Raw genomic sequence first — 13411 nt, 5'->3', positions numbered from 1 at the left:
TGCGAAGGGTTCAGGTCGCGAATTCTCATGCCAACGCCTCCTCGATCGCGCTCTCGATTTCGGCGATGGTGAAGGGCTGGCCCGACACCTTGTTCACCGGCTTGGCGTCCACCAGATACTGGTCGCGCAACACGGTCTTGAGCTGTCCCGTGTTCATTTCGGGCACGATCACCTTGTCATAGCTCTTCAAAAGCTCGCCGAGATTGGCGGGCAGCGGCCAGATGTGGCGAATATGGATATGGCTGACGTCGGCGCCCTGCGCCCGCTGGCGGCGCACCGCCTGATGGATCGGGCCGAAGGTCGAGCCCCAGCCGACGACCGCGAGCTTGCCGCCCTCAGCGCCCAATTCGACGACCTGATCGAGGACCTTGATCCCGTCGATCTTGGCCTTGCGGATGTCGGTCATCGCCTGGTGATTGCCCGGCGCGTAATTGATGTGGCCGGTGTCGACCTCTTTCTCGATCCCGCCGATGCGGTGGAGCAGGTCCGGGGTGCCGGGCTTGACCCACGGGCGCGCGAGCTTTTCGTCGCGGCCATAGGGTTTGAAGCCGCCCTCGGGCACTTCAGTCAGGAACTCGACCGGGAACGCCTCATAGGTCGTAAGATCAGGCACCGCCCAGGGTTCGGCGGCGTTCGCGATATAGCCGTCGGTGAGCAGCATCACCGGGGTCATATATTGCACCGCGATGCGCACCGCCTCGATCGCGCATTCGAACGCGTCGCCGGGCGAGCGCGCCGCGACGACGGGCATCGGCGCGTCGCCGTTGCGGCCGTAAACCGCCTGATAGAGATCGGACTGCTCGGTCTTGGTCGGGAGGCCCGTCGATGGCCCGCCGCGCTGCGAATTGACGATGACGAGCGGCAGCTCGGTCATAATCGCGAGGCCCATCGCCTCACCCTTCAGCGCGATGCCGGGGCCCGACGATGACGTCACGCCGAGCGAACCGCCGTAGCTCGCACCGATCGCCGAACAGATCGCCGCGATCTCGTCCTCGGCCTGGAAGGTCGTGACGTCATATTCCTTGAGCCGCGAGAGGTGATGCAGGATCGCCGACGCGGGGGTGATCGGATAGCCGCCGAAGAACATCGGCAGCTTGGAGAGCTGCGCGCCCGCGACGAGGCCGAGCGCAATGCCCTCGGCGCCGGTGAGCGTGCGATAGAGGCCCGGCGCGACCGGCGCGGGATCGACATGATGCTGCTTGAGCGGCCCCGCCAGCTCGGCGGTCTCGCCATAGGCGTGCCCAGCGTTGAGCGCCGCGACGTTCGCCGCCGCCAGATCGGGCGCCTTGGCGAACTTGGCATTGAGCCAGTCGACGAGCGGCTGGCGATCACGGTCGAACATCCAGAGCGCGAGCCCCAGCGTCCACATATTCTTGCAGCGCAGCGCCTCTTTGTTGCCGAGCCCGAAGGGTTTGACCGCGTCCATGGTGAGCTGGCTGATGTTGAGTTTCAGCAGCTGCCATTTCGCGAGGCTGCCGTCCTCAAGCGGGTTGGCGTCGTACTTCGCCTTGGCGAGATTGCGGTCGTTGAACTCACCCTCGTCGGCGATGATCAGCCCGCCGGGCTTAAGTTGTGGCACATTGGTCTTGAGCGCCGCGGGGTTCATTGCGACGAGTACGTCGGGCGCGTCGCCCGCAGTGTCGATCGCCGACGAACCGAAATTGATCTGGAAGGCCGACACGCCGAACAGCGTGCCCTGCGGTGCGCGGATTTCGGCGGGGAAATCGGGGAAGGTCGCGAAGTCATTGCCCGCGAGCGCCGAAGACAAAGTGAATTGCCCACCGGTCAGCTGCATCCCGTCGCCGCTGTCGCCGGCGAATCTGACTACCACCGCATCCGAAAGGGGGGACTGCCGCTCGCCGTCGGCCCGGTCCTCTACCGCTGTCGCCATTTTTTCCTCTGCCTCAAATCTTGCGAACCTCTGACATGGGCGTAGGCCTCTGCGCCCCAAGCCGCAATTGAGAAAAAATTGTGCGCCGCAAAGGGTGAAGCGCAGGTGAGTTTCATTTCGGGATTGAATTTGCCCCGCCGATACCGAATAGCATGGCAAAAATATCGATCAGGGAGAGATGCGAATGACCGACGGCACCACCCAGCAGGCGCGCCCCGACGTGGCGGCTTTCCTCGCCTTTCTGAATGCACAGGAAGGCCCGAAGATGGAGGAGCTGCCGCCCGCGGGTGCGCGCGAGATGTTCCGGGTGATGGGTCAGCTTGCTGACGTTCCGCGCGGCGAGATCGCGAAGGTCGAAGATCGCACGATTCCCGGCCCGGCGGGCGATATTCCGATCCGAATCTATGACAGCCATCCGGGCCGCGAAACGGGGCCGGTTATGGTCTTCTACCACGGCGGCGGCTGGGTGATCGGCGATCTCGATACGCACGATCCCTATTGCGCCGAGGCCGCGCGGCAGCTCGACATGCCGGTGATCGCGGTCGACTATCGCCTCGCGCCCGAGCACCCCTTCCCCGCGGCGCCGGAGGATTGCGAAGCTGCGACGCGCTGGGTCGCCGACAATATTCCCTGCACCGGACTCATACTCTCGGGCGAAAGCGCTGGCGGCAACCTCACCATCGCGACCGCGCTGACGCTCCGCGACAAGCCCGCATCAAAGCCGGTCATCGCGATCCATCCTATCTATCCCGCGGTCACGACGCACAGCGACTGGCAGAGCTACCGCGATTTTGGAGAGGGTCATTTGCTGACCCAAGGCAGCATGACCTGGTTCGGGAATCACTACGCCGCCGATCCCGCCGACTATCGCGCCTCGCCGCTCGATTTCCCGGCGGAGGGCCTGCCGCCGACCTTGCTCATCACCGCGGGTCTCGACCCCTTGCGCGATCAGGGTCGCGCCTATGCCGCAAAGCTGATCGAAGCCGGCGTGCCCACCACCTATCGCGAGGCGAAGGGCAATATCCACGGCTATATCAACCTGTCGCAGGGCATCCCGAGTGCGCGCGAAGATATTCGCGGTGCATTGACAGTATTGAAGGCGATCGTCGCCGAAGCTACCGGGGCGCGATGATCGACCACAGCAAACTTCCCTATCGCCCCTGCGCGGGCGTCATGCTCGCCAACCGCCACGGCCGCATCTTCGTCGGCCAGCGGCTCGATACGACGACCGAAGCGTGGCAGATGCCGCAAGGCGGGATCGACGATGGCGAGGATGCCGAAACGGCGGCAATTCGCGAACTCGGCGAGGAAACCGGAGTGCATGCCGGGCTGGTCGAGATCATTGCGCGCGGCCGCGAGGAATATTTCTACGACCTCCCCGATCATCTGATCGGCAAGATGTGGGGCGGCAAATATCGTGGCCAACGCCAGCATTGGTTTTTGATGCGCTTCATGGGCGAGGACAGCGACGTCAACATCCACACGAAGCATCAGGAATTCCGCGCTTGGAAATGGGCCGAACTGGGTGAGATCGAGAAGCTGATCGTGCCCTTCAAGCGCGCGCTTTACCGCGGGCTGGTCGAGGAATTCGGCCCGCTCGTCTGATCCCTCAGCGCCACCGCGGAGCGGAAGACGTCGGCAAACATCGTCGGCGTCAGCCGTCCGGTGTTCGTGTTGTAGCGCGAGCAATGATAGCTATCGACGAGATGCCGCCCATCGGACAGCGCGTGGACCGCGCCATGCGCGAAAGGGTACGCGGCGAGGCGCTCGCCTGCGGCACGCAGCGTCGCATCGTGGGCGATCCGTCCGAGCGCGATGATCACGCGCACGTTCGGCAAGGCCGCAAGCTGACGCTCGAAAAAGGGCCGGCAATTTGCGATTTCCATCGGCGTCGGCCTGTTCTGCGGCGGCAGGCATTTGACGCTGTTGACGATGATCGCGCCGTCGAGCGACAGACCATCGTCGATCCGCGCATCATATCGCCCCCGGCTCAGCCCGAATTCGGCGAGCGTTGCGAACAAGAGGTCGCCGGCATAGTCGCCAGTGAACGGTCGCCCGGTGCGGTTCGCGCCATGCTTGCCCGGCGCCAATCCCGCGAACGCCAGCCACGCATCTGGATCGCCGAAGGCGTGGACGGGCGCGTTCCACCAGCCGGGATGCTCGGCCCGGCATTCGCGCCGCAAAGCGACAAGGCGCGGGCAGCGCGGGCAATCGCGCGGCGGCTCGGTTCCGGCCAATGGGCTACCAATTTCCATGCGTCTGCGATAGGCGCGAGGGCATGAGCAACGCAATGCCGCTCCCCCTTTATGCCATCGGCCTCGGGTCGAATCGCCGCCACGCACGTTACGGCGACCCCCGGGCCGTGCTGCTCGCCGCGCTCGCGGCGCTCGTAAGCGACGACATCGAGGCCGTCGATGCGAGCCCGATCATCGCGAGCGATCCGCTCGGCCCGTCGCGCCGGCGCTATGCGAACGCCGTCGCGCTCGTCGCCTCGCAACTGAGTCCGCCCGAAATGCTCGTGCGCCTGCAAGAGATCGAAGCGAATTTCGGCCGCCGCACCGGCCAGCGCTGGAGCGCGCGCACGCTCGATCTCGATATATTGCTCTGGTCGGGCGGCGCCTGGTCCGATGCGAGCTTGAAGATCCCTCACCCCGCGATGGCACAGCGCGCTTTCGTGCTCGGCCCGCTCCGCGCGATAGCCCCCGAATGGCAGCACCCCTTGACCGGACGCAGCATCCGCCAGCTTGCCGCGCGCCTGACGCGTCCGAAGCCGGTTGACCGGGGCGCCTCGGCGCACTAGGGCGACGGCTCACTTCGCAAGCCCGCTTCGGCGGCGCCGCGATGGGCCCTTAGCTCAGTCGGTAGAGCAACTGACTTTTAATCAGTAGGTCGCTGGTTCGAACCCAGCAGGGCTCACCACTATAAAATCCACCATTTTCTGACAGATTGAACGGCTCCCTGATTAGGGCGGATTCGGTTGAAATAAGTATATGGTCAGGATCGCGCGTCACGTTGCGGATAAGTGCAATTCCTCCTGCCCGCTGCCACAGCAAGCCGCATCACGATGTGATCGACGGGGGAAGGTATGGAGAAGCCGACGCTGCTCGAGCGGATGCAATCAGCGGGCATGGAGCAATGGCTGGACCATCTAGCGGGCCAATAGCCTATTCGAGCAGCCCCCCCGTTCGATCTGCTGCTGGATTTCGAGCATCCGGCGCTTGATCGCGACGCGGTTCTTCCGCACGTCCGTGATGCCGGCCTCGGCGCCGAGCGCGTCGGTTCGTCGCGCATGGCGTCGGTCTGCAGGCGAGCAATGCGTTCCTGCTCCTCGCGCGAGATAGCCAGCTGATAAGCCGTCTCGCGGCCCTGCACGGTGATTTCGTCGGCGTCGCCATAGAGATTATCGATGATCTTGCGGCGAGCGTCGGCCTCCTCGCCGGTGAGCGTCTTTTTGCGCACAGCCTCGTCGATATCCTTGCGGCGCATCTCGGCTTCGAGTGCGAGCGCCTGGCGGGCGATATCGGCGCGCGCGGTCGCCGACGTGGCCACCTGTTCCTTGGCTCGCGATTCTTCGAGCTGAAGCTGGCGCAGTTCCTGTTCGTTGCGAAACTGCGCGTCGAGGGGATCGTCCGCGGCGCGGGTGCGAGGGGTTCTGGTCTTTTTCGGGGTGGCGGTCGATCCCGCGGGCGCCGATTGGCTGCCGTCGAGATCAACGCCCTTGGCATTGCCGAGTGCGCGCGCCTCGATTAGCTTGCGCAGGCCCCTTTCCAGATCTTGCTCGGCCTCAATTTTTCGCTCGGCTCGGACAATCTGCGGGCTCTTGCGGCCTTCGCGGATGGCACCCGGATTTGCGGCGCGGGCAGCGCGCAGATATTCGTTGAGCACCGCCTGTCGCCCCTCTGTACGAGGAACAGTGAGGGTCCGGTTGCCGCCGGGCCCTCACTTCTTCATAAGAGCTCCTTGTGCGGCAAGAGCCGCTGATGTGCCTGGATGAGCCCGCATATCTCGAACCGTTCGAGATATTGTTCGGCCGTCGGCATGGTGACGGTCATGGCCTCACGGTGCCGCTTGCACGCCGCGATCGCCTTGTTTTCGTCGATATCGATGATGTTGACGATGAAGTCGTCGGGGTGGACGACCTCGATCCCGAACTTCGAGACCACCTCGACAGGAAAATGCTTGAGGTTCGCTGTGATGATCCCATGGCACCGACCGACGATCGCCGCGGCGAGGACGTGACGATCGTCGGGGTCCGGAAGCTCCAACGCTTCTATGAATGCGGCATAGTCGGTCACTTCGGCATCGGGAAATTGCGACGTGAAGATCGCCTGGAGCCGGTCGACTTTCGTATCGTCGAGATCGGCGTGCCGTCGCTGGATGCTCCGCCGCCACTCGGCGAGAACGTCTTGCGACCAGACAGGGCGAAGCAGCCGCGCGTCCGCAAACCAGAGCAAAGCTCCCCGCAGGAATGCTGGGTGGAGCACATTGGCGTCAAGGAAAGCGGAATAGCGGCCGACGAGCATCTCAGTCCTTCGATCCCACGCGTTCGTCGTCGATCAGGCCATATTCCTCGTCGAGCTCGGTCATCGAGGCCAGCGCCTTGCGGCGTTCGAGGACGGTCTTCTCACGATAGTTAAGCACTTCGCGCGCCAGAAGCTTTCGATGCGTTCCCACCATGCGGTAAGGGATCGCTCCTTCGCCAAGCAGCTTGACCAGATGCGGCCGCGAGACGTTCAGAAGGTCAGCGGCCTGCTGGGTAGTCAGCTCGGCACTTACCGGTACGACGGCGACAGCATTGCCATTGCCCATTTCGACGAGCATCTTGATGATGGTCTGAAAGATATTCGCGGGGATCGTGATCGGCTCGACAGGCTCGGCGTCAGGCGCCTTGGCGGTAAAGCTGATCGAGGCACTGCGATCGAAGCGCGAGAATTGCCGCGCAGCCGTGCGCGCGGCATCGATTTCGTCGACACTCGGTTCGTGCACGTCTTCCAGATTTACGGGCAGTGCAGCCATGACAGTCTCTCCTTCGCGGTCGTGCCCATATAGGGCATAAACGAAATAAACGCAATAGACGAAATAAACGAAATGGATTCCTTCATCCTTTACGCATCAAGCTTCGTTTCTATCCTCGGCCGAACCGATCATGCGCAGATCGAGGTGGAATAAACAGCGACCGCGGCGAGACTCGGGCCAATGATACAGACATCAAACCCGCAAAATCCGCTTCGCACAGAAGAGCCCATATCGAACAGTAACGACCGCACTAGTGCGAGTTGGCCTAGTTCGCGAGGGCGGACATGAGACGCGAATTTGTCGCCATCCTTGTCGTGATCGACTGACCGCTTTCAGGCATGAAGCAAATTAGGCCGGAACGGCCGACATGAGGCGTATTCTGTTGAAAAACTCCGGCGACGCATCTCGCCCACGCCTCCGTCGTAATAAACATGTACGAAGAGGCCGGGTGGCGATCCAAAGTTATGTCGTAACTAGAAATGCGCTAATATTTGTACTCGCGCCGAGGTGCCCAAAGCTGTTTACAGAGTTTTTCAACAGAATAAGGCGCAAAGCGGTCGGCAGGATGGGGGCGGCGACATGGCGGGGCTTCAGACCGAAGCTGTCTCAAAGGTTGCCCACCTCAAGCGCACCATGGTCGCCGCCAGACGGAGGTTATGAGCTGTAAAGCGGAGCTGGATGGTCGGACCGTTCACGCAAAGCGTATTGTGGATCTCGGCGGGAAGATAAACCTGCAGCTCCTTGGGTTGCACAACGTCGACCCGCGCTCAGCGAGATGCGGTCCATCGCCCGGTCGTTCGATACAAGCGTAAGTCCCCCGCCTGGAAGGCGACGCCGGGTACCGGCGGCCGCGCCGGCTCGTCACGCAGGCGTGCGACGCGGTGCTCCGTACGGACATCTAAGCCTTCGAGCCATTGGCCTTACCAAATATGACGAGACGGCCCCCTAATCTATCAAAATTGGCACGAGGGACTAATGCGCCCGGCTCGGGGCCCGACAGCTCGGCGCCGGCCCATTCCGAATTTAGGGTTAGAAATCAACCATTGTCGACGCGACTCGCCTGTGGCCCGGTCGAATCTTGGTTTTCTTCGTTGATCACATCCTTCCGCTGCCCATGCCGTGCAGGCACGGCGGTGGCGGGACATGTGGCGCGCAACCTGAGCGTAATCCCGACCATTTCGAAATTGGTAAGGCCTATTGTAAAATTGGACTGACAGGACTATCCCGCGACAGGATACACGACGTCAAATCGATCGCCCGTGACCCAATCAGGACGATGGATCTTGGTGCACATCGAAGGGAGAGTAGAATGAGTCGAGATAGCCGCAGCCGTCACCTGCTTGTTTCAACGAGTTTGCTGAGCTTGCTGATCGTGTCGCCAGCGCATGGCCAGACCACCACGCAACAGTCGGCCGAACAAACCAGTGCGACAGGCGAGAACGCCGCCTCCTCCCAGTCTGACACGCAAGAGATCATCGTCACCGGTTTCCGTGGTTCGCTTAATAGCGCGCTGAACCTGAAGCGGCAGGAAACCGCGGCCGTCGACAGCATCGTCTCCGAAGACATCGGCAAATTTCCCGATTCCAATCTCGCGGAATCGATGCAGCGCATTCCCGGCGTCGCCTTGTCGCGCGGTGATGGCGGCGAAGGGCGCAATATCTCGGTTCGCGGTCTCGGCGCGCAATTTACTCGCGTGCGGATCAACGGAATGGAGGGCACCTCGCAGGTCAGCGGCAGCGATATCCGCGGCGGGGTCGCCACGGGGCGCTCGTTCGACTTCGTGACCTTCCCGACCGAAATCTTCTCCGCGCTTTCGGTCCGCAAGACGACTTCCGCCGACGTCGAGGAAGGTTCGCTCGGCGCGACGGTCGACCTGCGCGCACCCCGGCCGTTCGACCAGAATGAGGACTTTGTCTTCTCGGGCACGGCACGCGGAATCTACAACGACATCAGCAAGAAGGCTGATCCGCGGCTATCCGCACTCGTTTCCAAACAGTTCGGCGATACGTTCGGCGTGCTCGCCAGCCTTGCCTATTCGAAGCGTCACATCGACGAATACGCCTATTCGGCGGTCGACATCCTGCCGTCCTACGTCGCCGGGCAACAGCAGCCGGGCGGCATCATCTTCCCCTTTTGCACGCCCGTCGGCTACACCTATGGCGGCGTGCCGGTGGACAGCCCCGCGCCGGGCTATGCCAATGGCGGCACCCCGGTCGGTGCCGATGCCAACAACTGCAGCGCCGGCAACCCCCGCACCAGCACCAAGGAGGCTTATGACTATATCATGAGCCGAACGGGCGTGTCGGGCCGCCCGGGCGGTGGGGTGTTCCTCCCGCGCCTGCCCCGTCCGGTGAAGGGCAGCCAGAATCAGGAGCGCATGGCCGGGTCGCTTACGCTGCAATGGAAACCCACCGACGACACCGACATCTCGCTCGACGGCCTTTACTCCCGCTTCAAGGTCAATCGCCTCGACACGATGCTCGATGCACGCTCGATGGGCCGCACCGCCGCGAACAACGGCCAGCCGATGATGTCGATCCGCGAGATCGAAGTCGATGACAACGGGTCGCTGATCCACGGGCTGTGGGACGGCGTGGACTTGCGGTCGGAAATGCAGGACGAGCATTTCACTTCGACGTTCCGCCAGGTGAACCTCAACATAGACCATCGCTTCTCCGACACGTTCCGCGTCTTCGGCCTTGCCGGCATCAACGATTCCAAATTGAACGTGGATCGCCTTCAGGTCGCTATGGATTCGAACGACACGGACAATTTTTCGATCGACTTCCGCGACAATCCGGACATCCCGAAGATCGGCTACGGCATCGACCTGACCAATCCGGCCAATTTCCTCTATGGCCCGCCGCTGGCCGACGGCACGCAGCGCGGTCAGATTTCGAGTTTCATCCGTAAAAACACGATCGTCAGCAAGACCTTCGAACTCAACGGCGAGTGGGAGGCGGCGCCGAACTTCACCGTTCAGGTGGGTGGCCAGTATCGCACCAACAAGTATACCGCGCGCGAGCGCCAGCTGATCCCTGCCCAGTCACTGCCGCAGTTGCTCCCCGCCGGCGTGTCGCTCGCCGACATCACCTTCGTGACGAAGGGCATCGGCAAGAATCTGAACGGCCAGATGCAGGATTTCCTTGCCATCGATCCGGACAAGTTTCGCGAGGCGGTGAATTTCAGCAGTTATCAATATTGCAACCTCGAGTGCGCCAAGGGCACCTATGGCGGGGTCGACGAGAAATACACGTCGGGCTATGTCATGGTGAGGTTCAACACCGAAGACGCCTTGCCGTTCGCGCTGCGGGGCGATGCCGGTGTCCGTTATGTCCGCACCAGCTTCGACACCTATGGGCCGATCCCCACCGCCGCGCCCGCCGGGTCGCCCTATCCCACGCAATATGTGATCTCAAGGGTGGATCGTTCGTACGAGGACTGGCTGCCGTCGGTCAATCTCGCCCTTGACATCACACCCGACCTGATCGCGCGCTTCTCGGCAGCGCGCGTGATGTCACGTCCGTCCTATGGACAACTCATCCCCAGCGGCAGCGCGAACATCGTGATCCGCACTGCATCGATCACCAACCCCTATCTCGATCCGATCCGGGCCAACACGCTCGACGCCGCGCTCGAATGGTATTTTGCGCCCGGTTCGTTGCTGTCAGTTGCCTATTTTTACAAGAATATCGAGACCTATATCCAGAACACAAACCAGCTGGTGCCGTTCCGCGATCTTGGGCTCCCGCTGTCGCTGCTCGAGGGCACGGGCACGGGCGTCACGCCCGACGAACTCTTCAGCGTGACGCGCAGCAACAACACCGACGGCGGTCCCCTGCGCGGGTTCGAGGCGAACCTCCAGCTACCGTTCCGTTTCCTGCCAGGGGCGCTCAGCAATTTCGGTCTGCTCGCCAACTTCACGCGCGTGCGATCGAGCATCAATTACATCATCTCGCCAACCCTCACGCGCAAGGCGCCTCTCGTCGGGCTCTCGCCGGAAACCGCCAGCGCCACGCTCTATTATGAAGACGACAAGTTCAGCATCCGCTCGACGCTCAACTATCGTGCGGCCTTCCTCACCGGCGTCCCCGGTCCGACCGACAGCGACGCGAACCTAAACGCGAGCTCGATCTTCGTCGACGCCTCGGCCTCCTACAACATCAACGACAATATCAAGCTCGTCGCCGAGGTGTCGAACATCACCAACGAGACCAACCGCCTCTACACTGACACAACGCGGAAAGACCCGCTCTACACCTCCTATTTCGGTCGCACGTTCAGCCTGGCAGTCAATTTCCAGTTCTGAGCTTCGCATCTCGCCGTGAGCATCGATCGGTTTTCCGGACAAGCTCACGGCGATATGTTGCGGTATATCAACGACAAATTCTACAGGGCCCAGCCGACCCGCTTCCCGTAACGAGAACAGGAAAATCGCATGAAGATCCAGTCCGCCCGCGTCATCGTGACATGTCCGGGGCGTAATTTCGTCACCTTGAAGATCGAGACCGATCAGGGGGTTTTCGGAATCGGCGATGCGACGCTGAACGGGCGCGAACTCTCGGTCGTTTCCTATCTCGAAGACCATGTCATCCCTTGCCTGATCGGGATGGACCCGCGCCGGATCGAGGATATCTGGCAATATCTCTATCGCGGCGCCTATTGGCGGCGCGGTCCCGTCACCATGTCGGCGATCGCGGCGGTCGACACGGCGCTTTGGGATATCAAGGGCAAGATGGCGGGCATGCCGATCTATGACCTGCTCGGCGGAAAGAGCCGCGACGGCGTGATGGTCTATGGCCATGCCAATGGCGCCGATATCGCGGAAACTATCGACGCGGTCGGCCATTATATCGACCTGGGATATAAGGCCATTCGCGCGCAATCAGGCGTCCCGGGGATCAGGGACGCCTATGGTGTCGGCCGCGGCAAGCTCTTCTACGAGCCCGCCGACGCGGCGCTGCCGTCGCTGACGATCTGGGATACGAAGAAATATCTCGCTCATATCCCCAAATTGTTCGAAAAAATCCGCGACACCTATGGATTCGAGCATCATCTGCTCCATGACGGTCATCATCGGATGACCCCCATCGAAGCCGCCCAGCTCGGCAAGGCGCTGGAGCCCGCAAAACTGTTCTGGCTCGAAGATGCGACGCCGGCGGAGAATCAGGACGCGTTCAAGCTCATTCGGCAGCATACGACGACCCCGCTGGCCGTCGGAGAGGTTTTCAACACGATCTGGGACTGCAAGGAGCTGATCCAGAACCAGCTGATCGATTATATCCGCGCGACCGTGGTCCATGCCGGCGGGATCACCCATCTGCGGCGGATCGCCGACCTCGCCGCGATCTATCAGATCAAGACCGGCAGCCATGGCGCGACCGACCTGTCGCCCGTGTGCATGGGCGCGGCCCTCCACTTCGACACATGGGTCCCCAATTTCGGAATCCAAGAATATATGCGCCACACGCCCGAGACCGACGAAGTCTTCCCGCACAGCTACCGGTTCGAGCAGGGATATATGTATGCCGGCGACGCGCCGGGGCATGGCGTCGACATCGACGAGAAGCTGGCGGCGAAATATCCCTATCAGCCCGCCTATCTGCCCGTCGCCCGGCTCGAAGACGGAACGATGTTCAACTGGTAGGCTGCCTCGAGGCGGCCCAGCCCGAGCCGATGCATGGGCAACCGCCAGCCCCGTTTCCCCGATCCGTCGCGGTCAAGCGATGATGTCTTCGGGGTGCCATCCCGAAGGGAGCAGGCCGCCTTCGCCGAACAGCCTTGCCATCGCATCGGGGCCTGCCGCCGCTTCGCGCAACTTGTCTGCAAGCGGGTCGTCGATCGGACGATCGCTCCTCAGAATGGCAATCCATGCCGCGATCGCTACTTCGATCGACGGGCAACGCGTCCCGCGCGCCTGATGCCAGGCCATGGTTTCGAGCCAGCGCTGTGGGATCTTCTGGCTGCCGTCCATCGCGATCTGGATCAGCCGGTGGTCGAGCGCGGGGTTGGCGAAGCGGCCCAGCAACGCATCGGCATAGGCGGCGAGATCCTGCCCCGGCGCGGCGTCGATCGTCGGCGCGGCTTCGCCCAGCATCAGCCGTTCGATGACCGGACGGATTTCGGGATCGGCGATCGCCTGATGGACAAATTCGTGTCCGCGCCCCAGTCCGATATAGGCGAGCGCCGAATGCGCGCCGTTGAGCATGCGCAGCTTCGCGGCCTCATAGGGCGCGACGTCGGCCACCAGTTTGGCGCCTCCAGCTTCCCAGCGCGGGCGCGGGCCGGCGAAATCATCCTCGATCACCCACTGGCTGAAAGCTTCGGTGACCACCGCGCCCTCGTCGCGTGCGCCGAGCGCGGCTTCGACCGCGGCACGGTCGGCGTCGGTCGTGGCGGGGACGATGCGGTCGATCATCGTCGCGGGACAGGTGCATTCGCCATCGAACCACGCCGACAGGTCGGGGTGATAGGCGGCGAGATATTCGCGCATCAAACGGCGCA

Annotated in this window: 10 protein-coding genes, 1 tRNA gene and 1 pseudogene; 6 read left to right on the top strand and 6 right to left on the bottom strand. The window is 62.5% G+C overall.

Going from position 1 to position 13411, the window contains the following annotated elements:
* Positions 1 to 25: 25 nt before the first annotated feature.
* A complete protein-coding gene (locus FG95_RS09700; RefSeq protein WP_037555563.1) occupies positions 26 to 1891 on the bottom strand; it encodes a 2-oxoacid:acceptor oxidoreductase subunit alpha in 1866 nt (621 codons plus the stop codon).
* Positions 1892 to 2075: 184 nt separating this feature from the next.
* On the opposite strand from FG95_RS09700, the gene FG95_RS09695 reads away from it, so the two are divergent.
* Positions 2076 to 3023 carry an alpha/beta hydrolase gene (locus FG95_RS09695; RefSeq protein WP_037555562.1) on the top strand — a complete coding sequence of 316 codons (948 nt, stop codon included), beginning with the start codon at positions 2076 to 2078 and terminating at the stop codon, positions 3021 to 3023.
* Positions 3020 to 3496 carry an RNA pyrophosphohydrolase gene (locus FG95_RS09690; RefSeq protein ID WP_037555561.1) on the top strand — a complete coding sequence of 159 codons (477 nt, stop codon included), beginning with the start codon at positions 3020 to 3022 and terminating at the stop codon, positions 3494 to 3496. The genes FG95_RS09695 and FG95_RS09690 overlap by 4 nt, the downstream gene beginning before the upstream one ends.
* On the opposite strand, the gene FG95_RS09685 is transcribed toward FG95_RS09690, so the two are convergent.
* Complete coding sequence (locus FG95_RS09685) at positions 3457 to 4146, bottom strand: uracil-DNA glycosylase (protein ID WP_037555560.1); 690 nt, start codon at positions 4144 to 4146, stop codon at positions 3457 to 3459. The genes FG95_RS09690 and FG95_RS09685 overlap by 40 nt on opposite strands.
* A 23-nt stretch (positions 4147 to 4169) precedes the next feature.
* Here FG95_RS09685 and folK point away from each other — a divergent pair, with 23 nt between their 5' ends.
* Both folK and FG95_RS09675 read left to right on the top strand, forming a co-directional pair.
* On the top strand, positions 4170 to 4691 hold the full coding sequence (gene folK, locus FG95_RS09680; RefSeq protein ID WP_037555559.1) for a 2-amino-4-hydroxy-6-hydroxymethyldihydropteridine diphosphokinase: 522 nt from the start codon (positions 4170 to 4172) through the stop codon (positions 4689 to 4691).
* Positions 4692 to 4734: 43 nt separating this feature from the next.
* Positions 4735 to 4810: transfer RNA gene (locus FG95_RS09675), tRNA-Lys, on the top strand.
* Between the two features lie 75 nt (positions 4811 to 4885).
* Here FG95_RS09675 and FG95_RS09670 read toward each other — a convergent pair.
* The 3 genes from FG95_RS09670 to FG95_RS21085 form a co-directional block, all read right to left on the bottom strand.
* Positions 4886 to 5776: a hypothetical protein gene (locus FG95_RS09670; RefSeq protein WP_037555558.1), complete on the bottom strand. Its 891-nt coding sequence runs from the start codon at positions 5774 to 5776 to the stop codon at positions 4886 to 4888.
* Between the two features lie 62 nt (positions 5777 to 5838).
* Positions 5839 to 6414: a PIN domain-containing protein gene (locus FG95_RS09665; RefSeq protein ID WP_052182263.1), complete on the bottom strand. Its 576-nt coding sequence runs from the start codon at positions 6412 to 6414 to the stop codon at positions 5839 to 5841.
* Position 6415: 1 nt separating this feature from the next.
* Positions 6416 to 6907 carry an excisionase family DNA-binding protein gene (locus FG95_RS21085; protein WP_037555557.1) on the bottom strand — a complete coding sequence of 164 codons (492 nt, stop codon included), beginning with the start codon at positions 6905 to 6907 and terminating at the stop codon, positions 6416 to 6418.
* A 1309-nt stretch (positions 6908 to 8216) separates the two neighbouring features.
* Here FG95_RS21085 and FG95_RS09655 point away from each other — a divergent pair.
* On the top strand, positions 8217 to 11216 hold the full coding sequence (locus FG95_RS09655) for a TonB-dependent receptor (RefSeq protein WP_037555556.1): 3000 nt from the start codon (positions 8217 to 8219) through the stop codon (positions 11214 to 11216).
* A 129-nt stretch (positions 11217 to 11345) separates the two neighbouring features.
* Complete coding sequence (gene manD, locus FG95_RS09650) at positions 11346 to 12554, top strand: D-mannonate dehydratase ManD (protein WP_037555555.1); 1209 nt, start codon at positions 11346 to 11348, stop codon at positions 12552 to 12554.
* Between the two features lie 72 nt (positions 12555 to 12626).
* Here the strand turns inward: manD and FG95_RS09645 are convergent.
* Positions 12627 to 13411: pseudogene (locus FG95_RS09645) on the bottom strand (mannitol dehydrogenase family protein); the annotation flags it as partial.

The sequence above is a fragment of the Sphingopyxis sp. LC363 genome (assembly GCF_000756385.1).
In the GTDB taxonomy this organism is placed as follows: Bacteria; Pseudomonadota; Alphaproteobacteria; order Sphingomonadales; family Sphingomonadaceae; genus Sphingopyxis.
The sequence above is the reverse complement of the archived record's forward strand: the minus strand, read 5'-3'. Positions and strand labels throughout refer to the sequence as shown.